The following is a 22,259-nucleotide window of genomic DNA, read 5'->3' on the forward strand; positions in this document are numbered from 1 at the left end:
GCTGAATGATGAAGTTATTTTAATAGGGTGATTCCCTCCACCTGAAGTTGAATAGATTGATTTTTACCAAATCCTTTGATTCTCATGGTCTTTGGGTCAAACTTTTTTAATAAAAAATTTCCTACTTCGTGAATGATTTTTACTTTTCCAGAATGTATATCAAAAGCAATTAAGTGGCTTTTAACCTCCGTATCCTCTTTTGTTAATTGCTGAAGATAGAGATGTAGATTGGTCTCCATGATAAAATCCGTAACATAACAACCCTCCAATTCTGTGGCATTTTTTAGGTCTTTGAGTTGAAAGAGCCATGGCTCTTCTTCCTGTTCATCTATACTATAACAGAAAGCCAAAAACGGAGCGTTCTCTTCTGTTTCGGACTCAACGCTAATAAAGTTCCGTACAATTTTAAAATGCTTATTTTGAAACAAAATATCTTCTCTTTGCTCTATCTTGTTTTCTTCTTTAATACCTAATATTTTTTCTTTTATTATCCACTTTAAGAGCCAAAAAACACTTATCAGTAGAACTAAAAAAAAGATAATAATAATGACAGGAAGCGAAAGGATACTGAGAATACCATCCCAAAACCTAGCGTTTGTTTTTTTAATGACTACTTTGGATATTTTCATTATCCCTCTACTTTAAATGAAAAACTAAATGCTGTGGACTGAGGGCTGGGTTTTTGAGCCTATTTTTATTTTTTCTCTGTCCAATGATATTTTATTAACTCTATTTTACGAATACTTTGCTGGCATCCACTTACCAAACAACTCCTTTTTTTCATCTGATATATAATACCTTGCGAATACGAATAGATTGAGCAATTCTTTTTGAGTGATTTCTAGCCTTACCTAAATCTATTTCATTTTTTTTGGAATAGTTATCTCCTCAAAATAAAAAGACCCTCCCAAAAGTATTGGGCAGTTCCTTTATTTATCCGCTATAGAGTTTCCTATCTATCACCTGCAAATCTCCGAATATTTGGTGGTTTCCTTTTGTAGGAAAATCTCCTGCACGGATGTTTGAGGTTTTCCTGTGGTAGGAAAGCTCCCTGCAAGGATGCATGGTAAAGGTAGGAAAGTTTTTGTTAATGACAATGTAAAAATAAACTATTTCCCTTGCAAATAATTGATAAAAGCACTACAAAAAATCAACATAAAATACGCTTCTCGTTCAGTAGGAACATAATTACTTTCTTTTTTCATTAGAGCGTGGCGAATACCTGTTTCTTTCTGATTGGTATATGCATAAAGTTGAGTACAAGCGTTTTCAAACATCTGTGGAATAATAATATTTGCTTCTTTAAGCTTTTTTAATGCTTTCCCTAATGTTTGTTCTCCTGTTTTTTCACGGAGATAAGCCTCTACCGCTGAAATAGATTCTTTTATAGAGTTTTGATAATCACCTTGTGGTTTTACAGCATATAATTCTAATGCCTTACTCAAATGTTTCGCTACATTATTTTCAGATTTTTCAATAGCATTTTCTATCGTTTTTATTTCTTCTTCCGAAGTAATTTCTAGGATTTTATTCTCAACAATACGATAGGCAAAATTCAACCTTTCAAAATGAAAATTTAACTCAGTAATAAAATCCTCTTTTATAGCATCACCATATTTCTGACTATAAAAATTTAATAACTCTATAGTAAATTCTATTATATCTAATTTTCTATACCATTTTTCATTACTATCTTCAATAAATGATGTCGCTACAATATTATTCCAGAATTTACCTTCTCTCTGATTCAAAAAATATGTCCACAAAGATTTTTCTACTCCTTTATATAATTCACTATTTCTATTTCTTAATTTATCAAAACAAGAACATATTGCATTTTGTATTTCTGGGGTTATTTTTTCACGGATAATAACCTCCGAAGGCTTTGTATAGCCATATCTCTCTGAAAATAAACTCATATTTGTTTTTATTATAGTTTTATTAAAAGGGAAAAAAATTATATTTCATCTCCCACCCATTTATATTTTCTAACTAATTCTTCCTTCTTTGTCTCAAAAGTTCTTTTATCATTATTGATTACTTTTTTCAGTAACCACCCCGCGTCTTTACCTGCTGCTCCAACATCTTTATGTTTTTCCCATAAGGCAATTAAGGGAGTTCCTTCCCAATAATAATTATCACCTCCCATTAAATCTCTAATAGAAAACCACTCATCGGAGCGATTTTTACACCAACAATATACAGCACCTTGTAAAAAGTTCATTATTGCGTTTTTTTGTTCATCAGAAATTCCATAAACATCTCTGATAGTTTCATTTGTTTTAAAAGACATATATTTTTCATTTTAATCAGTTAAACAAACCCCACCCAATTAGTATTAGGTGGGGCTATTGTTGCCTGCGGAGGCTCTCCGCTATTTCACTTCTTCAAAGTCGGCGTCTTGTACATTGTCGCCGCCTTGTTGGGTGTTGGTATCTTGCTGTGGTTGGGCTTCGGCTTGTGCTTTGTAAAGCTCTTCGGAAGCGGCCATCCAAGCATTATCAAGGGCTTCGGATTTGGTTTTGATGCCTTCCAAATCTTTCGCTTCAAAGGCGGTTTTCAGTTCTGCCGCTGCAGTTTCTATTGCAGTTTTCTTATCTGCAGAAATCTTATCGCCAAACTCTTTCAGTTGTTTTTCCGTTTGGAAGATTTGTCCATCCGCTTTGTTAAGTAGGTCGGCTTCCTCTTTTCTCTTTGCATCGGCTGCAGAGTTTTCTTGTGCCTCTTTCTTCATTCTTTCGATTTCCTCATCAGAAAGTCCAGAAGACGCTTGGATTTTGATAGATTGTTCCTTACCTGTTCCTTTATCTTTGGCAGATACGCTTAGGATACCGTTAGCATCGATGTCAAAAGTTACCTCAATTTGTGGTACGCCTCTCGGTGCTGGTGGAATATCGGTCAAATCAAATCTTCCGATTTCCTTATTATCGTTGAACATTGGTCTTTCTCCTTGTCCTACACGGATGCTCACGGCCGGTTGGTTATCCGCTGCTGTAGAGAATACCTCAGATTTTCTCGTTGGGATAGTGGTGTTCGCTTCAATCAATTTGGTGAATACAGATCCCATGGTTTCAATTCCTAAAGAAAGTGGTGTAACATCAAGAAGCAATACATCTTTCACATCACCTGTCAATACCCCTCCTTGAATCGCTGCTCCGATGGCTACTACCTCATCAGGATTTACCCCTTTAGATGGTTTTTTACCGAAAAATTTCTCTACTTCCTCCTGAATCACTGGGATACGCGTAGAACCACCCACAAGGATTACCTCATCGATATCCGATGTAGAAAGTCCTGCATCTTGAAGGGCTTTTTTACAAGGTTCCATAGAACGACGCACCAAATCCGCAGAAAGTTGCTCGAATTTCGCTCTGGTCAAAGTTTTTACCAAGTGCTTAGGGCCAGAAGCCGTAGCGGTGATGTATGGCAAATTAATTTCCGTTTGTGTAGAAGCTGAAAGCTCGATTTTTGCTTTTTCAGCTGCTTCTTTCAATCTTTGAAGTGCGATGGCATCCGCCTTTAAATCTACCCCTTCTTCAGATTGGAACTCTGCTGCGAGCCAATTGATGATAACATTATCAAAATCGTCCCCTCCGAGGTGAGTATCCCCATTAGTAGAAAGTACTTCGAAAACGCCATCTCCTAAATCCAAGATAGAGATATCAAAAGTACCCCCACCGAGGTCATACACCGCGATTTTTTGGTCTTTGTGCGATTTATCCAGTCCATAAGCCAAAGCTGCTGCTGTAGGCTCATTGATAATTCTTTCTACTTTCAGCCCAGCGATTTCTCCTGCCTCTTTTGTAGCTTGTCTTTGGGCATCATTAAAGTACGCTGGTACGGTAATTACCGCTCTGGTTACCTCCTGACCAAGATAATCTTCGGCTGTTTTCTTCATTTTCTGAAGTGTCATAGCAGAGATTTCTTGTGGCGTGTATTCTCTATCGGCAATTTTTACTTTTACGCTGTCATTTGCTCCTTTTACCAATTCGTAAGGTACATTTTTATCCTCCGCGGTAAGATTAGAGAAATGCTCTCCCATATATCTCTTGATAGAGTAAATGGTATTTTTTGGATTGGTTACTGCTTGTCTTTTAGCAGGATCTCCTACTTTTCTTTCGCCATCTTCAGCAAATGCTACGATAGATGGTGTAGTTCTTTTTCCTTCTGCGTTAGGGATTACCACTGGGTCTTTCCCTTCCATAACTGAAACGCACGAGTTGGTGGTTCCTAAGTCAATTCCAATAATTTTGCTCATATTCTTATTTGTTATTTATTAAAAATGAATTTTAAATTACGCTAAGCAATTTCTCTAAAAATATGCCAAGCGAAAGATGATGACAAAATGGCAGAAGAAATATTTAACGAATCATTTGCACCCCTATTTCTTTATGGTTTTCCACCCAAATTTTGGTTTGATGAAACTTCGGAGCGGACAGTTTTGGCCTAAAATTATTAGAAAAGCCATATCCTTCCTTAGGTATTCCGAAAGCATTGGTATCGCATTTTCCGTTTTGATTTTCATCATGAAAAATAGCTACGGCATATTCTCCTTTGGGTAAATTAGGAAATGTAATCGTCTGGGGATTAGTGGTTACCTTCACTCTTTTTTTGGCATATTGTGCCCCCTCTTTTAAAAAGTTTTTATCCGATTGATACAGCCCTATTTCTATTGCACCATTCGTATTTTTTAAATTGCTTACACGAACCGTAAGATGATTTTGAGCATTAAAGAATAAAGATAAACTGGTAGCTGATAAAGCAAAAATGTATTTTTTCATAAATAGTTTAGTTAAAAAAGTGTTGTATTCTAGAAGTATCATTATTTTTATAGGCTCTGTATGGCTCTGACAGTGAAAGTAGATACCTTTTTATCACAGGACGAAATAGCTGAGTAAGGGTTTTTCTAAATCCTTTATTTTCGGAAGCTACTTTACTGAAATAAGAGGACAAATCATCTTGCCTGAAATGTAAAATCTCTTCCAAATGATGACCATCTCTATACCATCCGCAGTGAAAATTTTTCTCTGCAAAGGCTTTGGGAGGAAAGTTTAAAGCTCCTAATCCGAAGATTTTAAACGAAAGTGCCAAAAATTCTTCATAAGTACACCTACAGTCTTCGCCACCTCCTAAATTAAAAATCCGCTTATTAAGTTCTGATGTATGCTTTAAAGCATTTACAAAAGCTCTAGCCGTATCACTAGGGGTACAGATTTCCATGGCGGTACTAAGTGGCATTTCAAACATCAATTTCGATATTTTATGATTTCCCATAATAGCGGCCAATCTGAAAATAGTATATGACAACCCAGACGATTGTAGTAGCGTTTCACACTTTATTTTTGTCATAGCGTATTCGTCCCCATCGCTTGGCTCTAATGGGTCTGAAACTTGAATATGAGGCGTCTCTACCCGATCTCCATACACCGAAATGGAGGAACTATACACGAAAAAAGCCTTGGGAGAGTGTTTTTCTAAACTATGAATGAGATTTTGGGTACCTTTCACATTTACAGCTTCTGCAAGTATAGGATTTTCATCTGCCAACGGAGGAATAATGGCTGCCAAATGGATTACAAAATCAATATCTCGAGCGGCTTTTTCTACATCATCATACCGAGTAATATCCCCAAAGTGCATTTCATACTTCTGAGGTAAAGAAGACAATAGTTGTTTAGATTTTGGTGTTTCTACATCAAAAGCCCTAATGTGGTATTGTCCTAAATCAATTAATTGTTTCAAAACTTCATAGCCTACTGTTCCTGACACGCCTGTTACTAAAACTCGTTTTTTCATACGCCTATCAGAACAAACGCTGTGCTATGTATCGATGTTTTAGATATTTTTAGGAGGGTTTAACAGAATTTTAAAAAAACCACATAAAAGTATTGTAACAAAGGAATATATTTCTATAAAAAGACAAAAAGATTGCCTTTTTCAAGACAATCTTTTCATATTCGGAATACCGCAATTACCTAAGCATCTATTCTTGCGTATTTGGCATTTTGTTCTATAAAATCTCTCCTCGGTGGAACTTCATCCCCCATAAGCATAGAGAATACATTGTCTGCCTCTGCCAAAGAATTAATGGTTACTTGTTTTAATATTCTATTTTCGGGGTTGAGAGTAGTTTCCCATAGCTGTTCCGCATTCATCTCTCCAAGCCCTTTGTATCGTTGTACCTCTACGCCTTTACCATCGGTGGACATTTCTAGAGTTTTCTCTTCTCTCTCTTTTTCATTCCAAGCGTACACCTTTTTGTTTCCTTTTTTCAATAAGTACAATGGTGGTGAAGCAATATATACATACCCCTGCTCTATAAGCTCCTTCATATACCTAAAGAAGAAAGTAAGAATAAGGGTAGAAATGTGAGAACCATCAATATCAGCATCGGTCATGATGACTACTTTATGATACCTTAACTTACTTAGATTCAAAGCCTTACTATCTTCTTCCGTACCTACAGAAACTCCTAGTGCGGTATAGATATTTTTAATTTCCTCATTTTCATATACTTTATGAATCATAGATTTCTCTACATTGAGAATTTTCCCTCTTAGTGGCAAAATAGCTTGGAAATGTCTATCTCTACCCTGCTTAGCAGTTCCTCCTGCCGAATCTCCCTCTACGAGGAATATTTCTGAGATGGATGGGTCTTTAGAGGAACAGTCTGCCAACTTCCCAGGAAGCCCTGCCCCACCCATTGGGGTTTTTCTTTGGATATTTTCCCTTGCTTTTTGAGCTGCCAAACGGGCTTTTGCTGCTAAAATGACTTTCTGTACAATGAGCTTTGCCTCAATAGGATTTTCTTCTAAGAAGTTTTTTAGTGCCTCACTCACCACTCGGGACACTGCACCTGAAACTTCGGAGTTCCCCAGCTTGGTTTTAGTTTGTCCCTCAAATTGTGGTTCCATTACTTTCACAGAAACCACAGAAGTAAGCCCCTCTAAAAAGTCTTCTCCCTCTATTTTTACATCTTTATCTTTCCCTGTAACCACTTCCTCTGCATATTTTTTAAAAGTAGAGGTAAGTGCTCTTCTAAATCCTGAAAGGTGAGTTCCTCCGTCACGCGTATTGATATTATTCACATAAGAATAAATATTACTGTGTACGGAATTATTGTATCTCAATGCCACTTCTACAGGAATTTCGTCCCCCTCCTTACTTTCAATATGGATAGGGTTTTCCATAATAGGTTCTTTGGCGTTATCTATATATTTTACAAATTCATTAAGCCCTTCTTTAGAATAGAAAGTTTCAGATTTATAGCTTCCATCTTCGTTTTTTTCGCGTTCATCGGTAAGGGTAATGGTAATTCCTTTATTGAGAAATGCTAACTCACGAAGACGCGTAGAAAGTTTATCATATTTATATTCTAACTCATTAAATATGGTATCATCGGGCTGAAAGAACTGCTCTGTTCCTCTCTTATCTGTTTCTCCTACTACTTCTACTTCAGTTACTGCTTTACCTCTTTGGTATTTTTGTTGGTAGATTTTCCCATCACGGTACACACGCGTAGTCATATCCGTAGAAAGTGCATTAACACAAGAAACTCCCACTCCATGAAGTCCTCCCGAAACTTTATAAGAATCTTTATCAAATTTACCACCAGCACCTATTTTGGTCATTACCACTTCAAGGGCAGATTTTTGTTCTTTCTCGTGAAAATCTACTGGAATACCTCGCCCATTATCCATCACAGAGATAGAATTTCCTTCGTGAATAATCACACTGATGGTATCACAATGCCCCGCCAAAGCCTCATCTATAGAGTTATCCACTACTTCTGAAACCAAATGGTGTAACCCTGTTTCGCCTACATCCCCTATATACATAGAGGGACGCATTCTCACATGCTCCATTCCTTCTAAAGCCTGAATACTACTAGCGGTATATTGATTATTACTCATATTTTATTTCAATTAAATAGCTTACAAATATCCGAAAAATTCATGAAAAATGCAAATGAAAATAGAACACGGTAACACAGGCAGATTCAACTGGAAATTTTCTAATAGCCATCCTTATCCAATAAATCGAGTAGTTTCTTAGAATACAAAATAGAACCGCTTCAATGGTATTGAAGCGGTTCTACTATCCTAAAATCAAAAATTATCTTCTTCTTTTTGTAGAAGGTTTTTTAGTAGTTGTCTTTTTCACTACTTTTTTCTTCACTACTGGTAAGTCAGACTTCTGAAGTGCAGCCCAAGCCGCCCCATTGATGGCTTCTACTACTACTTTTCTGTCTTTTGCTCTTTCTTCATTAGATGCTGTAGCTGGCATTTTTGCATCTCTTGAACCTACCCCTGTAGATTTCAATTGTTTTTCTGCTACGCCTCTTGATTCAAGTGCTTTTACCACGGCAGCAGCTCTTTCTCTTGAAAGTTTTAAATTATATGCCTGATTACCTTTTTTATCAGTATGTCCTGTTACAAGGAATGTTCCATTAGGCACAGATTTAATCAGCTTCGCTGCTTGGTTTAGTTTTTCATTAGACACTTCACTAATGGTAGCTTTACCAAAGTTAAAGATAATATCCTTTAAAGCTCCAGTTGCTTCTACTGCTACTACTTCTGCTGGTTTAGGACAACCATTATACTCTCTAAGCCCAAATTCGTTTGGACATCTATCATCTCTATCTATAATACCATCATTATCACTGTCTGGCCAAGGACAACCATTATTTTCAGCGGGACCCGCTTGGTGAGGACAAGCGTCATCTCTATCTATAATTCCATCATTATCACTGTCTGACCAAGGACAACCATTGTTTTCAGCGGGACCTGCTTGGTGAGGACAAGCATCATTTTTATCTAGAATGCCATCACCATCTGTATCTATCATTTGTGCTGATTCTTTACCTTTATACAAGATAAATCCAAGCCCTGCATAAACATTGGCACCTTTTGCATTACCAATAAGTGCTGTTAAATCATCTGAGCCTACAGATAAAGGTCCTACTCTAAGAGCTAAACCTGGCTTAACATCTTTGCTCATAAAATTGTAAGATACAGGCACTGCCACATCAAACCACTTGGTCTCAAATCTAGGTGTTAGATTTACATAATTGTAATAGTGCGGATTAGCTTCTTTGTTAGAGGAAAGGTCTACCAAACCATTCGCACTCACGAAGAAGTTTTTGCTGATAGCATAATCTGCATAGAGCGTCAAATTAGTGGATAAATCAACGGTACGAGAAGCAATATTATTATTCACCACAGTAAGCCCTTTAGATTTTAGATAACTTGTTGTAGCATCTACATCTGCAAAGTCTATTTTTTCAGGGTCTATGTCCAATGCTCTTCCTGTTACATTAATTCTTCTAAGGTTCTTATATTCAATAGCACCTATATCATTCACTGATGCACCGAACTTTAATGCATAAGGCTTTTCTCCCATCTCATCTTTTAATGTAAGCTCAGCACCTACATTTCCACCAAAACCTCTACCTACATTAGAACCAGAACCTAATAATGTCCCTACATTAAACGAGTTAAATAGCTTTTCTGCACTATCACCTTCTTTTACAGAGGTGTAAAAATCCCAATTTACATCATTAATATCTAACCTAGTAGTATTATTAATTTTTCTATAATTAATATCATACCCTCTACTTTCAAAACTATTACTAGCTATTCCACTATATAGTTTAGCCGTTGCCCCTAAAGATAATCTTATTTTTTCATTATCTACCACAGCATAAGAACCTCCTACACCTAAATCTGAAATCAAATGTGCATTAATCCCAAATACTGAATTATTTTTTAGTATTTCTAGACCACCTATATTATCAGAAAGAGCTCTCATGAATTTAGTATCCAGATTATTTCCTTGTCCAAAGACTCTCATTCTAGAACTAAAACCAAACCCTAATCTATCACTTGTGGTAAATTGAACTGATGGACCTAAAACCTCTGTCATCAATCCAAATTTCATTGTTTTCTGCAAAACATCATAAGAGGCATTATTACCGAAGTTATCTAGTTTTAAATCAAGACCTCTCAATTTATAAAAGTCATTATTTACTCCTGCATTCATCGTTGCGAGATTAAAAGCAAATTTCACTTTAGTATCTGCCAATTTAGCTGGGTTATATTGACTTCCATACACTCCCGAATAATTACTATTACTCAAGCCTAAATACTTCTGAGCAGACACTTGATTCACTGCTACACCACCCAATACAATGGCTGCAAAAACCAGTTTTTTCATAATTTGTTTTGTTTGAAAATGGGTGCAAATATATGAAAAATCACTTCTAAAACGGCACTTGCTAATGGAATTTAAGCTTTATTTTTTTGACACTTATATAAAAACGCAAAAGAAGAACCACTGTATAATACTCAATAGTTCTTCTCCTTAACTTTAAAACGGTATTTTATTTCGCAGATACTTTGATGGTCATATCTATATCATCTTTTACGATGACATCTTGCATTGTAGATTTATAGTTTACATCAAACTTCTGTCTATCCCAAGAAAATTTATCAGAAATGATGGTTACTTCTCCATTATCCACGGTTATTTTCGCAGGGAATGCTACAGGATTTGTTTTATTTCTCACCGTAAGATTTCCATGCACAGTATAATTAAAATCTTTATTTTTATTCTTCTTTACCGAAGTGATTTTATAAGTTGCAATAGGATATTTTTCTACTTCAAAGAAATCCCCTTGCTTTAAATGTGCATTCAGTTTTTGTTGTCTCTCTCCTGTAATATCTGTAGCAGTAATGGAGTTCATATCCATTACAAAAGTTCCTCCTACTACAGTATTTCCTTTCATTTCTACCGCACCCGATTTTAGATGAATAGTACCATCATGAGAAGAAGATGCAGTTTTAGCTACTTTATATCCCCACCAATGGATATCTGATGAAGTTACTTTTTTTGTTTGTCCGAAGGCAAAAGTTCCTGCCAAAACCGCTAATAATGCTAATTTTTTCATGTTAAATTGATTTATCTTTATGGAGCAAAGGTACATATTTGATGACCTATTGTCAATTGATCTATGATAAAAAAAAATCCTCTAAAATGAGGAATCTTTGTTTTATTGTTTGATGATTTGCTTCACTTTCTGTGTATTGTCATTAAGCGAATAACTCATAAGGTATTTACCATTTCTCAATCTACTCAAGTCTATCTCCATGGAATTAGTATTGGTAGAAAACTGTGCTACTTGCGTTCCTAAAATATCAAAAATAGCAATAGATTTAATCTTCATACTTTGCTGCGTAGTCTTTACTACCAGCACATCCCTAGAAGCATTTTTATACGCAATGATCACTTCCTCTTTTGGCACAAAACTCTCTGCATGAAACTGAGCTGCCAAAGAACCTCCCATCATAAAAATCATTAATACTATATAGATAATTCTCTTCATACTCAATAATATTGGGCTAAAATACAACTTATTTTTTAATGAAACAATAGTTTCGTACTTTTGTAGCACCAAAATAAATACCAAAACTAAAAAAATCATGATTTATTCCAGAAATAGAAGATTAAGAACCAGCCCAGCCATCCGAAATTTAGTAAGAGAAACTACCCTTACACCGCATGATTTTGTAATGCCCATGTTCATCATAGAAGGAGAAAACCAGCAGGAGGCCATCCCTTCCATGCCTGGCATCTACAGAAGAAGCATTGATTTAGCAGTAAAAGAGTGCAAAGCCCTCTTTGAGCTTGGCATCATGGCTGTCAATCTCTATATGAAAGTCCCTGATGGACTTAAAGACAATACAGGAAAAGAAGCATGGAACCCTAACGGACTGATGCAAAGAGCCATTAAAGCAATAAAATCTGCCATTCCCAAAATGGTGGTAATGCCTGATGTAGCTCTAGACCCTTACTCTATCTATGGACATGACGGCATCATCACAAACGGACAAATAGATAATGATGCTACCAATATTGCCTTAGCTCAGATGGCTGTTTCCCTAGCAGAAGCAGGTGCAGATGTGGTAGCTCCAAGTGATATGATGGACGGCAGGGTAAAAGTAATTCGTGAAGCATTAGAAGAAAATCATTTTCATCATGTGGGGATCCTAAGTTATGCCGCAAAATATGCCAGCTCCTTTTACGGGCCTTTTCGCTCTGCCTTAGATTCAGCACCCAAAGATTTTCAGGAAATCCCTACCGATAAAAAAACTTATCAAATGGATTTTCACAATAGCCGTGAAGCGTATAATGAAGTTTTTAAAGACATCGAAGAGGGGGCAGACATCATTATGATAAAACCTGGAATGCCTTACTTAGACATCGTAGCGAAAATTCGTGCAGAAATAGATTTACCCATTGCAGTATTTAATGTGAGTGGTGAATACGCCATGCTGAAAGCTGCTGCACAAAATGGCTGGCTAGACAATGACAAAGCCATCATTGAAAGTCTTACCTGCATTAAAAGAGCAGGAGCAGATATGATTTTCACTTATGCCGCCAAAGAAGCGGCAATGATTATGCAATAATTTTTCCAAATATACTATAAAAAAATTGCCAAAGTGAATTATTCATCACTTTGGCAAAATTGTATTATCTCCTCTCGCTATTACAGCTAAAAAAACATTAATCTTCCTGCATCATCTCTTTCTCTACTTTTCTTCTTACCCATAGCGGATAGACCAAATAGTAAAATACCACAATAAAAAGACATCCGAAGATGATGAGAGAGTTTAGCCATACAGGCATAGTCAGTCCATGACGAGACACATACCCTTCTATCCAGCCCGCTACAATGGTAAAAGGGACAGTACTGATGAATATTTTAAAAGAACTTACCACTCCTTTCTTAAATGCTTCTAGCCTAGAATAAGTTTTAGGAAATAGAATAGAAGTCCCTAAAATCAATCCCGCTGCACACTCTATAATCATAGCAAAAATCTCAAAAGTACCGTGAAGCCATATCCCTTTGAGACTGTCTTTTAATGCTCCATATTCATGAAAAAAATACTGAAAAGAACCTAACATGATACAATTCTGAATAAGCACCCAGAGACTCCCTACCCCACCGAAGACGCCATAAAGATACATTTTAGCCCCCACCATTAAATTATTCATGATAATATAAAATGCCATCGCCCATTCTTCACCACCATCATACACTTTAATAGGATTCCCTTTTTTAATATTCTCTATGGTCATGTTCACATACCCTTCACCCAAAATAAGCTTCACAAATTCCTTATCATAAATGGCAGAAAAAACGCCTATCAATACGAAAATCAGGAAAAAAATAAAGGTAGAATAAATATATTTTCTGTATTCATAAAGTAATAAAGGGACTTCGGTTTTAAAGAAATAAGAAAAACGATTTTCCTCTATTCGTCTTGTTTTATATATCTTTTGAAAAATTTGTACCGAAAGATGATTGAGATACACCGTGGTTTTACTCTTAGGATAGTAAGTCTGTGCAAATGATAAATCATTCACCAAATTAATATACAAGGAAGACAAGTCATCAGGATTTTTTTTAATTTTTTTTTGGATTACTTGCTCTACTTCCAGCCATTTTTCTTTATTTTGTTTAATAAAAGCTACCTCTCTCATACGATAGGCTAAATTATAAAAAATATGTCAGAAATTACTATCAATACTTCACAAAATGTCAATATTATTTTTAATACCGCCAGTATAGGAGAAAGAATGATAGCTTTTGGTATAGATATGGTAATTAAAGCGGCATATCTCTTTTCTATTTACTTCCTAATTGATCTTTTTAATATCAATTTTATGGGAACAGACTTAGAATGGCTAGCCTTCATCATCATTCTCATGTCCCCTCTTATCTTTTATACATTAGTATCTGAGCTACTCATGGAGGGACAAACCATCGGAAAAAGAATTATGAAAATTAAGGTCATTAAAATAGATGGCTACCAAGCCTATTTCTCAGACTACCTTTTAAGATGGTTTTTCAGATTAATAGATGTGTATTCTAATGGAGGAGCCATAGGTCTTATCACTATGATTTCCAGCAAGTACAATCAACGACTTGGCGATTTAAGCACAGGAACCGCCGTAATTTCACTCAAAAATAAAGTTAATATTTCTCACACCATTCTTCAGGAAATAGCCGATGACTATATTCCTGCATTTCCGCAAGTTTTGGCACTATCAGACCATGATATTAATATCATTAAAACCCACTATCAAAACGCCATCACCCATAATGACATGATAGTAATACAGAAATTAGCCAATAAAATACAATCTGTGATGAAACTAGACGACCGGTATATCCCCATGAAGCCCAATGAGTTCATCCAGAAAATACTCCAAGATTACAATCATTTTACAGGAAAAGAATAAAAAATTTTGTGGAAGAGAAATTTTGAAGTAAATTTGGACAAATTAATTAATACAAATGAATATACCAGCAGAACTTAAGTACACAAAAGACCACGAATGGGTAAAAATTGAAGGTAATATTGCAACTGTGGGCATCACAGACTTCGCACAGGGAGAGCTTGGGGACATCGTTTTCGTGGATGTAGATACGGTAGATGAAGAGCTTTCAGCAGGAGAGGTTTTCGGAAGTGTGGAAGCAGTAAAAACAGTTTCTGACCTTTATTTGCCTGTAAGCGGTAAAGTAATCGAGTTTAATGAAGCACTAGAAGACCAGCCAGAACTTGTGAACTCTGACCCTTACGGAGAAGGATGGATTATCAAAATAGAAGTTTCTGGTGAAGGAGAGGAGCTTCTTTCTTCTGATGAATACCAAGCTACCCTTGGATAAATATTCCAAAATATTTAAAATTACAATGCCCATTTATTGGGCATTGCTTACTTATGCACTATTGAGGCCTAGCATAGAAAAAACTGACCATTGGTTTTTATTTTCGGGGATAGATAAAGTGGTTCACTTTATTTTTTTCCTCGTCTTGGGGTTTATGTTTAAAATGGCATACCCTAAAATTACACTGCATTATTTTTCTATCTTACTTTTTAGCTATGCATTATTCACAGAAATACTACAAGAAATAATAGCCGTAGGCAGAACAGGAGATATTTATGACCTTATTGCCAATGTTTTAGGTTTCCTTCTAGGATTTTGGATAGTAAAAAAACTAGTAAAATAATTATCCTAATCTTTATTTTAAGAATTTTCTGTACAAAAAACTTATTTTTTCAAAATCAACAAAATATCGAAAAAAATAAAAAATACAGAGACGCAATGTTTAGCATCTCTGTATTGAGATATCATTATGAATATATCCCACCAACATACCATAACGCCGTAAAGACGCGATACATCTCGGCTTTACAGAATTTAAATTATTTAGTCACCTTTGTAGTTTCTACACCTTTGTCTGTAGTTATTTTTAGGAAATAAACACCTTTGCTAAGCACTGAAACATCTCTATCATGGTCTAAAAGCACTTTTACCAATTGCCCTGCTGTGTTGTAAATTTCTACTTTTTGTACTTTGGCATCTCCTTTAAGAATCAAAGTATCCGCATTGGGAAACACCACGCATAGCGGCTGTACAGCACAAATATCCACCAAACATTTTTATCTCACAATAGTCTGAACACCAATAGTATAAACAGCAAATAACTGCTAGCTTCTATCATCATACCTTATACTTAGTACATTATACATCCTATTACCTCCTTGCCATTTCCATTTTATACGCCATCAGTGAGGCGATGTTATTGGCTTTTTGAATAATGATGGTAGCATTCTCTCCCTCAAAATGCTCATGCACTGTGGCGGTCCATAGCTGAAGCCATATTTCAAAATGATGCTTCTCCATGGCATGAATAGCGTTAATGGGAAAATGAACCGCCATAGGGTTTCCCTTGTATGCCCTATCTCCCAATAACAGTGTACACCAAAAATCATACATGGTAGGGAGATGATGTGCCCAATCTACCTTGGCTATTTCATTAAAGAAAAATCCAATCTCAGACTTCTGAATTTTATTGTAAAAAGCATCTACCAAAAAAATAATATCCTCTCTGTTTTCTAATTTTTTCATGAAATAAAGGTATGAAAATTTTCTTAGCTGAGAAGATTATTTTATTTTTACCCAAACAATGAAATATGAAAATAGAACACTTAGGGATAGCGGTACAATCACTTCCCTTTTCAGAAGAGCTATTCACTAAACTACTGGGCAAAGCACCTTACAAAAATGAAACCGTAGAAAGTGAGGGCGTTACTACTTCTTTTTTTGAAGTAGGAACATCCAAAATAGAGCTCCTCCACGCTACCCAAGAAGATAGCCCAATAGAGAAATTTATTCAGAAAAAAGGAGAAGGTATTCATCACATCGCTTTTGGAGTGGAAGATATTATAGCAGAAATAAACCGACTCAAACAAGAAGGCTTTGAATTTATTTCTGAAACGCCGAAAGAAGGTGCAGATAATAAGCTCATCGTTTTTCTTCATCCTAAAAGCACCAATGGCGTCCTTGTAGAACTTTGTCAAGAAAAGAAATAGTTATGGTAAAGGCAGCACTTATCGTTATTGGAGATGAAATTCTTTCTGGACATACGCTGGATACCAATTCTCAATTCATCACTGCCCAACTGAGAGAAATCAATATCCGTACTGTAAGCATTTGTACTGTTCCAGATTCTGTAGATGCCATACAAAAAGGTCTAGAAACCGCAAGTGAATCAGCAGACATCATCATTACCACAGGAGGATTAGGGCCTACCAAAGATGATAAAACCAAGAAGGCATACCAGCATTTCTTTAATGACGCATTGGTATTAGATGAAAGCACTTTCGCTCATCTCTCAGAATATTTGAACCGAAAAGGAAGAGCACATCTTTTAGAAATCAATAAACAACAAGCCATGGTACTTTCTAAAGCTAAAGTACTCCAAAATCACTACGGAACAGCTCCTTGTATGCAGATAATAGAAAATGATAAGATGTATTTTTCTCTCCCAGGCGTGCCTTATGAACTCAAACATTTAGTCAGTGAACAAATCATCCCTTTGCTCAAAAATCATTTCCAAACCAATTACATGGAAACTCGATTTATTTCCGTAGTAGATTTCCCCGAAAGTCTATTATCTCAACATATTGAATCTTGGGAACTGGCATTGCCTCAGCATATACAGCTAAGCTATCTCCCGATAGGAAACCGTGTTAAACTGAAAATCATCGGTTCAGGAAGTGATAAAGCATCCGTAAAAAAAGAACTGGATAACGAAATAGAAAAACTCCAACCGCTCATCGGGGATAAAGTTATCTCTTGGCAAGGAGAGGCTATAGAAGAAATTTTAGGCGAACTGCTCACCCGTAAAAAACTGACCATAGGAGCTGCTGAAAGCTGTACAGGAGGAGCTATTGCTCGGTTATTGACTTCCGTTTCAGGAAGTAGCAATTATATGAAAGGCGGAATAGTAAGCTATGCCACCAGCATAAAAACTTCTGTGCTAGGAGTTTCAGAAACATTCATTAAAGAAAAAAATGTAGTTTCAGAAGAAGTAGCAATGGCCATGGCACAAGGAGCGAAAAAACTATTACAAACCGATATTTCTATTGCCACCACGGGTGTAGCAGGTCCTAATACCGACAACGAAAATAACGAAATAGGAAAAATATGTTACGCAATAATCATTGGAAATCAATCATATACCCACACCTTATTCCTTCCTCATTTAGATAGAAAAGACTTCATCAGCTTCGTAGCTCAAAGAGTATTGCAAGATGTAGTACAGTATGTAGATACATGATAGCTTTTTAGTTTTTGTGCTTTTGGTACTTTGGAAATCCTACAGCTGGAATAAAAAATGCTAAATTTAATTCAACTTTAAAAGAAAGCTGCCCAAGAGAGCAGCTTTTTTTAGTTTATTATAGTAAAAAAGATTTCTTACAAAGTAGAAGAATGTACTAAAAGATCTACTAATTTATTAGAATATCCCATTTCGTTATCATACCAAGAAACTACTTTCACGAAAGTAGGTGAAAGCATAATCCCTGCATCTTTATCAAAGATAGAAGTACGCTTATCTCCCACGAAATCTTGAGAAACTACTAAATCTTCAGTGTATCCAAGGATTCCTTTCAATTCATTTTCAGAAGCTTTCTTCATTGCTGCTGAAATTTCTTCATAGGTAGTTTCTTTTTCTAAACGAACGGTAAGATCTACTACAGAAACATCTACTGTAGGCACGCGGAAAGACATCCCTGTAAGTTTTCCATTCAGTGCTGGAATTACTTTACCTACCGCCTTCGCAGCACCTGTAGAAGAAGGGATAATATTATTCAAAGCAGAACGACCACCTCTCCAGTCTTTCATAGAAGGTCCATCTACTGTTTTTTGTGTTGCTGTAGTAGCGTGTACTGTAGTCATCAAACCTTCTACTATTCCGAAGTTATCATGAAGCACCTTAGCAATAGGAGCAAGACAGTTAGTAGTACAAGAAGCATTAGAGAAAATTTTCACATCGTCTGTAAGCTCCGTGTGGTTTACCCCCATTACGAACATAGGCGTATCATCTTTAGAAGGAGCAGAAAGCACTACTTTTTTAGCCCCTGCATTGATATGTGCCTGTGCTTTTTCTTTATCCAAGAAAAGTCCTGTAGATTCTACGATGTATTCCGCACCGATTTCGTCCCACTTCAAGTTGTTAGGATCTTTCTCTGCCGTTACACGGATTTTTTTTCCGTTTACTACGAGGTCTTTTCCATCTACAGAAACTTCCCCTTTAAAAGCACCGTGTACAGAATCATATTTAAGCATATACGCCATATATTCTGCATCGATAAGGTCATTAATTCCCACTACCTCTACATTATCACGCTCTGCCATTGCTCTGAACACCAAACGGCCTATTCTACCAAAACCGTTGATACCTACTTTAATTGTTGACATAAAATTATAAATTTATAAAATTGTTATTCCTTACTACTTTTTACTTTGTACAACAAAATACATCACAACGCTAATACTTCCCCTACCGTGAGAAGCTCTTTATTGATTTCGTTATGTTTTTTTATTGCATCTTCTATAGGCGTATATACCAACTGATTAGACCTCAGCCCTGCCATCACATTGGTAAGTCCTTTCATCAGTCCTATTACTGCTCCGTAACCTAACCTTGATGCCAATACCCTATCTGCACAGCTCGGTCTGCCTCCTCTTTGAATATGCCCAAGTACGGATACTCTTATATCTGCATTAGGAAATTTTTCTTTCGTTTTATCTGCTAATTCATAGGTAGTAGCCAGCTGCTCTCCCTCCGCTACGATGACTATATTAGACACCTTCCCTCTTTTATGAGATTCTTCCAAAGTCTTATAAAACTCCTCAAAACTGTCTTTCTGCTCAGGAATTAAGATATCTACTGCTCCTGTTGCTATTCCACTATGCAAAGCGATAAATCCAGCATCTCTTCCCATTACCTCAATGAAAAAAATCCTATTATGAGAAGTGGCAGTATCTCTAATTTTATCAATGGCATCCATTGCTGTATTGAGTGCCGTATCAAAACCGATGGTGCTATCCGTCCCAAAAATATCATTATCTATGGTACCTGGAACCCCTATGACCTTTATACCGTGCTCTTCGCTAAAAATTTGGGCTCCTGTAAAAGTACCATCTCCACCAATGACTACTAGCCCATCAATGCCATGATTTTTACAGTTTTCGTATGCCTTTTGTCTTCCCTCTTCGGTTCTAAAAGCATCTGAACGAGCCGATTTTAAAATGGTACCTCCCAAGTCAATGATATTGCTCACAGACCTTGCTCCCATAGCGGTAAATTTTGCTTGCACCAATCCATCGTACCCTTCACGGATACCGATGACTTCCACTCCATGGTAAAGTGCCGTTCTTACCACCGCTCTAATGGCAGCATTCATCCCTGGAGAATCTCCTCCCGAGGTCAGTACACCTATTTTTTTTAATTTATGATTTCCCAAAATCTTATTTATTTGGTTGCACAAATCTACAAAAAAAATGAATATAATAAAAATATGGCACATTCAATCCACAAAGGTAACTTTTATTAGGTCAAACGCACGAAATTTAATATTTTTGTTTTTATGGATTTAGTGAGCTATTTTTCTGACATTGAGGATTTTCGTATGGTGAACAAATGCAATCATCTTCTTTCTGACATACTTCTCATTGGGCTTTTCACCTATTTGAGCAACGGCGAAGACTACGAAGATATGGTATTATTTGCTGAAAATCACCCTGATTTTGTGCGTGAATATTGTAAGCTTCCCAACGGAGTACCCTCCCACGACACCTTTAATCGAGTTTTTAGTTCACTGGATACTAGCGTTTTAAACAAATGCTTAATGGATTGTGGTAAAGCCATTTTGGACACGCTTGGCGAAAAACAAATCTGTATTGATGGAAAGAAAATTAAAGGTGTAAATCCTAGAAGTCGTGGAAATACACGGCTTTACATTGTAAATGCTTGGGTGAGTGAAAACGAACTTTGTATCGGACAGAAAAAAGTAGCAGACAAATCCAATGAAATAACGGCTATTCCTGAAATTATCAATAGTTTAGATATTGAAAATTCGGTAGTTAGCATTGATGCGATGGGCTGTCAGAAAGAAATAGCATCTTTAATTATGGCGAAAAAAGGGCATTATCTCCTGTCCTTAAAATCGAATCAATCAGAATTATTTGAGGATGTAGTCTGCGGATTTAAAACTAGATCAAGTGATTGTTTTTCAGAAGAATGGGAGTATTCCTCGTCTCGATTTGAAACTCGTAAATGCCGTATTTTACAGGCGAAAGATGTGTTGTTTGACGAAAATTTATCGGTTTGGGCGGGATTGAAAACCTTGATTCAAATTGAATCCGAAAGGCATTTAGGTACTGATATTCAGAAAGAAACGATATATTATATCAGCAGTGAAGAGGGCTTATCTACGGATTATTTCAATGAATTAGTTCGTGGGCATTGGGGAATTGAGAATAAATTGCATTGGCATTTGGATGTAACATTTCGAGAGGATTCGTGCCGAGCCAGAGCGGGATTTTCGGAGGAAAACCTATCTGCTTTACAGAAATTATCCTTGCAAATGATTAAAAATCAAAAAGATAAATTAAGCTTAAAGAAACGAAGATTAAAAGCTGCCTACAATACAGATTACTTAAAAGATATTATCCAAAATTTTTCATGCGTTTAGCCTAGTTCTCTCTTTTTTCTTTCGAAGAAATTCCTATCTTTGACCTATCAGAAAAAGTGTTTTTTTGGTACACTTTTGGTAGTTAATGACATACATTAAATTTTACTGCAATGAAAATCAATGTTACCAATATCTTAACCCATACGATTACTCGCCGTATTACGCTGATGCTCAGTGCTGGAATCATCTTAGCATCTTGTTCTGCTCAAATGGGTTCCTACTCCGAAACAGACGGGGTATATTATGATCCTGAAAAAGATGTATTACCAGAAAACACGCGTTATAACTCTAGGGTAGGTGAAGTATATCCGTTTGAAGACGAAGAAAATCACTCCATTGCAGATGGTGCATTCGAAAGAAAATGGGAGAAAAACAATAAATATTGGAATGATAATTCTGGTGCTACTCATTCGGATTGGGGAAATTATACCGGTTCAGAAACCCATATCTATGATAACAGATGGATAGGATATGGAGGATGGGGATGGTACAATCCTTACCGTTGGGGTTGGAGCTATCCTTATGGACTGTACGGTGGGTACTACGGTGGCTACGGATGGAACTGGGGGTTACATTTAGGCTTCGGATGGGGATGGAATTCTTATTATCATCCATATTGGGACTTTTATAATCCTTACTGGGGATATGGCTATGGCATGTGGGGAGGCTACGGATGGGGACTTCCTTACCACGGATACCGCTATCGTTCTATCCCAAGAGCGAGAAGTGGTGCTGTAAATTCTTTCAGAAATGGAGGCTATAGTAACTACGGAACCCAGCGTAATTCAAATACTTTCGGAAATCAAAGACACAGCGGATTTACTCAACCTAACCAAAGTAGAGGTTTCCAGCAAAATAGTGGATTTAGGTCTAATGTCAATACTCGATTCCAAGATAATAGTAACTACGGACCGCGTTCGGGAAGTTACAATAATCCACCAAGAAGAAGTAATTTTAATCATTCCACCCCAAGACAAAGTGGTTTTAATAACGCTACACCTCGCTCAGGAGGATTCAATAATAGCTCTAGTGGAGGATTCCGCTCGGGAGGATTTAACTCTGGCGGAGGTGTACGCTCTGGAAGTGGAAGAGTAGGTGGGTTTAGATAAGTTCCACACTTACCCTCTTTGTAAAAATTAGCCCCT

Annotated in this window: 24 protein-coding genes; 8 read left to right on the forward strand and 16 right to left on the reverse strand. The window is 36.5% G+C overall.

Going from position 1 to position 22,259, the window contains the following annotated elements:
• Positions 1–14: 14 nt before the first annotated feature.
• From HMPREF9699_RS07885 to HMPREF9699_RS07930, 11 genes are all read right to left on the reverse strand, one after another.
• Positions 15–629, reverse strand: a complete 615-nt coding sequence (locus tag HMPREF9699_RS07885) for a hypothetical protein (RefSeq protein ID WP_002663896.1) — start codon at positions 627–629, stop codon at positions 15–17.
• A gap of 304 nt (positions 630–933) precedes the next feature.
• Complete coding sequence (locus tag HMPREF9699_RS11470) at positions 934–1,065, reverse strand: hypothetical protein (RefSeq protein WP_260182281.1); 132 nt, start codon at positions 1,063–1,065, stop codon at positions 934–936.
• Positions 1,066–1,109: 44 nt separating this feature from the next.
• A complete protein-coding gene (locus tag HMPREF9699_RS07890) occupies positions 1,110–1,919 on the reverse strand; it encodes an AbiJ-NTD4 domain-containing protein (protein ID WP_002663898.1) in 810 nt (269 codons plus the stop codon).
• Positions 1,920–1,957: 38 nt separating this feature from the next.
• On the reverse strand, positions 1,958–2,293 hold the full coding sequence (locus HMPREF9699_RS07895; protein ID WP_002663904.1) for a hypothetical protein: 336 nt from the start codon (positions 2,291–2,293) through the stop codon (positions 1,958–1,960).
• A gap of 81 nt (positions 2,294–2,374) precedes the next feature.
• Complete coding sequence (gene dnaK / locus HMPREF9699_RS07900; protein ID WP_002663906.1) at positions 2,375–4,258, reverse strand: molecular chaperone DnaK; 1,884 nt, start codon at positions 4,256–4,258, stop codon at positions 2,375–2,377.
• Between the two features lie 103 nt (positions 4,259–4,361).
• Positions 4,362–4,781, reverse strand: coding sequence for a DUF2141 domain-containing protein (locus tag HMPREF9699_RS07905; protein ID WP_002663914.1), 420 nt, complete (start codon positions 4,779–4,781; stop codon positions 4,362–4,364).
• Between the two features lie 7 nt (positions 4,782–4,788).
• The gene (locus HMPREF9699_RS07910) at positions 4,789–5,796 is read right to left on the reverse strand and encodes an NAD-dependent epimerase/dehydratase family protein (RefSeq protein ID WP_002663916.1); all 1,008 of its coding nucleotides are present in this window, start codon (positions 5,794–5,796) and stop codon (positions 4,789–4,791) included.
• 179 nt (positions 5,797–5,975) lie between these two features.
• Positions 5,976–7,913 carry a DNA topoisomerase (ATP-hydrolyzing) subunit B gene (gene gyrB / locus HMPREF9699_RS07915; protein ID WP_002663921.1) on the reverse strand — a complete coding sequence of 646 codons (1,938 nt, stop codon included), beginning with the start codon at positions 7,911–7,913 and terminating at the stop codon, positions 5,976–5,978.
• A 202-nt stretch (positions 7,914–8,115) separates the two neighbouring features.
• A complete protein-coding gene (locus HMPREF9699_RS07920; protein WP_002663922.1) occupies positions 8,116–10,215 on the reverse strand; it encodes a DUF5723 family protein in 2,100 nt (699 codons plus the stop codon).
• A 166-nt stretch (positions 10,216–10,381) separates the two neighbouring features.
• The gene (locus HMPREF9699_RS07925; RefSeq protein ID WP_002663923.1) at positions 10,382–10,948 is read right to left on the reverse strand and encodes a YceI family protein; all 567 of its coding nucleotides are present in this window, start codon (positions 10,946–10,948) and stop codon (positions 10,382–10,384) included.
• A gap of 102 nt (positions 10,949–11,050) precedes the next feature.
• Complete coding sequence (locus HMPREF9699_RS07930; protein WP_245946141.1) at positions 11,051–11,383, reverse strand: T9SS type A sorting domain-containing protein; 333 nt, start codon at positions 11,381–11,383, stop codon at positions 11,051–11,053.
• A 97-nt stretch (positions 11,384–11,480) separates the two neighbouring features.
• Between HMPREF9699_RS07930 and hemB the strand changes: the two genes are divergently transcribed.
• Positions 11,481–12,467, forward strand: a complete 987-nt coding sequence (hemB, locus tag HMPREF9699_RS07935; RefSeq protein ID WP_002663925.1) for a porphobilinogen synthase — start codon at positions 11,481–11,483, stop codon at positions 12,465–12,467.
• A 97-nt stretch (positions 12,468–12,564) separates the two neighbouring features.
• Here the strand turns inward: hemB and HMPREF9699_RS07940 are convergent, their stop codons facing one another.
• Entirely contained in the window at positions 12,565–13,545 is a 981-nt protein-coding gene (locus tag HMPREF9699_RS07940) for a stage II sporulation protein M (RefSeq protein ID WP_002663926.1), read from the reverse strand.
• 24 nt (positions 13,546–13,569) lie between these two features.
• On the opposite strand from HMPREF9699_RS07940, the gene HMPREF9699_RS07945 reads away from it, so the two are divergent.
• From HMPREF9699_RS07945 to HMPREF9699_RS07955, 3 genes are read left to right on the forward strand one after another with little or no spacing between them, the layout of a single operon-like run.
• Positions 13,570–14,307 (forward strand): RDD family protein, encoded by a 738-nt coding sequence (locus tag HMPREF9699_RS07945; protein ID WP_002663930.1) that lies wholly within the window; start codon positions 13,570–13,572, stop codon positions 14,305–14,307.
• 55 nt (positions 14,308–14,362) lie between these two features.
• The gene (gcvH, locus tag HMPREF9699_RS07950) at positions 14,363–14,734 is read left to right on the forward strand and encodes a glycine cleavage system protein GcvH (protein WP_002663931.1); all 372 of its coding nucleotides are present in this window, start codon (positions 14,363–14,365) and stop codon (positions 14,732–14,734) included.
• Positions 14,735–14,759: 25 nt separating this feature from the next.
• Positions 14,760–15,077, forward strand: a complete 318-nt coding sequence (locus HMPREF9699_RS07955) for a VanZ family protein (protein ID WP_002663932.1) — start codon at positions 14,760–14,762, stop codon at positions 15,075–15,077.
• Positions 15,078–15,273: 196 nt separating this feature from the next.
• Here the strand turns inward: HMPREF9699_RS07955 and HMPREF9699_RS07960 are convergent, their stop codons facing one another.
• A complete protein-coding gene (locus tag HMPREF9699_RS07960; protein ID WP_002663933.1) occupies positions 15,274–15,501 on the reverse strand; it encodes a T9SS type A sorting domain-containing protein in 228 nt (75 codons plus the stop codon).
• 103 nt (positions 15,502–15,604) lie between these two features.
• Entirely contained in the window at positions 15,605–15,979 is a 375-nt protein-coding gene (locus HMPREF9699_RS07965; protein WP_002663934.1) for a group III truncated hemoglobin, read from the reverse strand.
• A 65-nt stretch (positions 15,980–16,044) separates the two neighbouring features.
• Between HMPREF9699_RS07965 and mce the strand changes: the two genes are divergently transcribed.
• Positions 16,045–16,443 carry a methylmalonyl-CoA epimerase gene (gene mce / locus HMPREF9699_RS07970; protein ID WP_002663935.1) on the forward strand — a complete coding sequence of 133 codons (399 nt, stop codon included), beginning with the start codon at positions 16,045–16,047 and terminating at the stop codon, positions 16,441–16,443.
• A gap of 2 nt (positions 16,444–16,445) precedes the next feature.
• Positions 16,446–17,693: a CinA family nicotinamide mononucleotide deamidase-related protein gene (locus HMPREF9699_RS07975; protein WP_002663936.1), complete on the forward strand. Its 1,248-nt coding sequence runs from the start codon at positions 16,446–16,448 to the stop codon at positions 17,691–17,693.
• A gap of 137 nt (positions 17,694–17,830) precedes the next feature.
• Here the strand turns inward: HMPREF9699_RS07975 and gap are convergent, their stop codons facing one another.
• Both gap and pfkA read right to left on the reverse strand, forming a co-directional pair.
• Complete coding sequence (gap, locus tag HMPREF9699_RS07980; RefSeq protein ID WP_002663937.1) at positions 17,831–18,835, reverse strand: type I glyceraldehyde-3-phosphate dehydrogenase; 1,005 nt, start codon at positions 18,833–18,835, stop codon at positions 17,831–17,833.
• Between the two features lie 62 nt (positions 18,836–18,897).
• Positions 18,898–19,884 carry a 6-phosphofructokinase gene (gene pfkA / locus HMPREF9699_RS07985; RefSeq protein ID WP_002663938.1) on the reverse strand — a complete coding sequence of 329 codons (987 nt, stop codon included), beginning with the start codon at positions 19,882–19,884 and terminating at the stop codon, positions 18,898–18,900.
• A 123-nt stretch (positions 19,885–20,007) separates the two neighbouring features.
• Here pfkA and HMPREF9699_RS07990 point away from each other — a divergent pair, with 123 nt between their 5' ends.
• Both HMPREF9699_RS07990 and HMPREF9699_RS07995 read left to right on the forward strand, forming a co-directional pair.
• On the forward strand, positions 20,008–21,114 hold the full coding sequence (locus tag HMPREF9699_RS07990) for an ISAs1 family transposase (protein ID WP_002663939.1): 1,107 nt from the start codon (positions 20,008–20,010) through the stop codon (positions 21,112–21,114).
• A gap of 110 nt (positions 21,115–21,224) precedes the next feature.
• Positions 21,225–22,223 (forward strand): hypothetical protein, encoded by a 999-nt coding sequence (locus HMPREF9699_RS07995; RefSeq protein ID WP_002663940.1) that lies wholly within the window; start codon positions 21,225–21,227, stop codon positions 22,221–22,223.
• Positions 22,224–22,259 lie beyond the last annotated feature (36 nt).

The sequence above is a fragment of the Bergeyella zoohelcum ATCC 43767 genome (genome assembly GCF_000301075.1).
Lineage (GTDB): Bacteria > Bacteroidota > Bacteroidia > Flavobacteriales > Weeksellaceae > Bergeyella > Bergeyella zoohelcum.

Bases quoted from the DNA above. Each gene is read 5' to 3' on its own strand.
- HMPREF9699_RS07885 (WP_002663896.1), bottom strand. From the start codon at position 629: ATGAAAATATCCAAAGTAGTCATTAAAAAAACAAACGCTAGGTTTTGG.
- HMPREF9699_RS11470 (WP_260182281.1), bottom strand. From the start codon at position 1,065: ATGCATCCTTGCAGGGAGCTTTCCTACCACAGGAAAACCTCAAACATC.
- HMPREF9699_RS07890 (WP_002663898.1), bottom strand. From the start codon at position 1,919: ATGAGTTTATTTTCAGAGAGATATGGCTATACAAAGCCTTCGGAGGTT.
- HMPREF9699_RS07895 (WP_002663904.1), bottom strand. From the start codon at position 2,293: ATGTCTTTTAAAACAAATGAAACTATCAGAGATGTTTATGGAATTTCT.
- dnaK (WP_002663906.1), bottom strand. From the start codon at position 4,258: ATGAGCAAAATTATTGGAATTGACTTAGGAACCACCAACTCGTGCGTT.
- HMPREF9699_RS07905 (WP_002663914.1), bottom strand. From the start codon at position 4,781: ATGAAAAAATACATTTTTGCTTTATCAGCTACCAGTTTATCTTTATTC.
- HMPREF9699_RS07910 (WP_002663916.1), bottom strand. From the start codon at position 5,796: ATGAAAAAACGAGTTTTAGTAACAGGCGTGTCAGGAACAGTAGGCTAT.
- gyrB (WP_002663921.1), bottom strand. From the start codon at position 7,913: ATGAGTAATAATCAATATACCGCTAGTAGTATTCAGGCTTTAGAAGGA.
- HMPREF9699_RS07920 (WP_002663922.1), bottom strand. From the start codon at position 10,215: ATGAAAAAACTGGTTTTTGCAGCCATTGTATTGGGTGGTGTAGCAGTG.
- HMPREF9699_RS07925 (WP_002663923.1), bottom strand. From the start codon at position 10,948: ATGAAAAAATTAGCATTATTAGCGGTTTTGGCAGGAACTTTTGCCTTC.
- HMPREF9699_RS07930 (WP_245946141.1), bottom strand. From the start codon at position 11,383: ATGAAGAGAATTATCTATATAGTATTAATGATTTTTATGATGGGAGGT.
- hemB (WP_002663925.1), top strand. From the start codon at position 11,481: ATGATTTATTCCAGAAATAGAAGATTAAGAACCAGCCCAGCCATCCGA.
- HMPREF9699_RS07940 (WP_002663926.1), bottom strand. From the start codon at position 13,545: ATGAGAGAGGTAGCTTTTATTAAACAAAATAAAGAAAAATGGCTGGAA.
- HMPREF9699_RS07945 (WP_002663930.1), top strand. From the start codon at position 13,570: ATGTCAGAAATTACTATCAATACTTCACAAAATGTCAATATTATTTTT.
- gcvH (WP_002663931.1), top strand. From the start codon at position 14,363: ATGAATATACCAGCAGAACTTAAGTACACAAAAGACCACGAATGGGTA.
- HMPREF9699_RS07955 (WP_002663932.1), top strand. From the start codon at position 14,760: ATGCCCATTTATTGGGCATTGCTTACTTATGCACTATTGAGGCCTAGC.
- HMPREF9699_RS07965 (WP_002663934.1), bottom strand. From the start codon at position 15,979: ATGAAAAAATTAGAAAACAGAGAGGATATTATTTTTTTGGTAGATGCT.
- mce (WP_002663935.1), top strand. From the start codon at position 16,045: ATGAAAATAGAACACTTAGGGATAGCGGTACAATCACTTCCCTTTTCA.
- HMPREF9699_RS07975 (WP_002663936.1), top strand. From the start codon at position 16,446: ATGGTAAAGGCAGCACTTATCGTTATTGGAGATGAAATTCTTTCTGGA.
- gap (WP_002663937.1), bottom strand. From the start codon at position 18,835: ATGTCAACAATTAAAGTAGGTATCAACGGTTTTGGTAGAATAGGCCGT.
- HMPREF9699_RS07990 (WP_002663939.1), top strand. From the start codon at position 20,008: ATGGATTTAGTGAGCTATTTTTCTGACATTGAGGATTTTCGTATGGTG.
- HMPREF9699_RS07995 (WP_002663940.1), top strand. From the start codon at position 21,225: ATGAAAATCAATGTTACCAATATCTTAACCCATACGATTACTCGCCGT.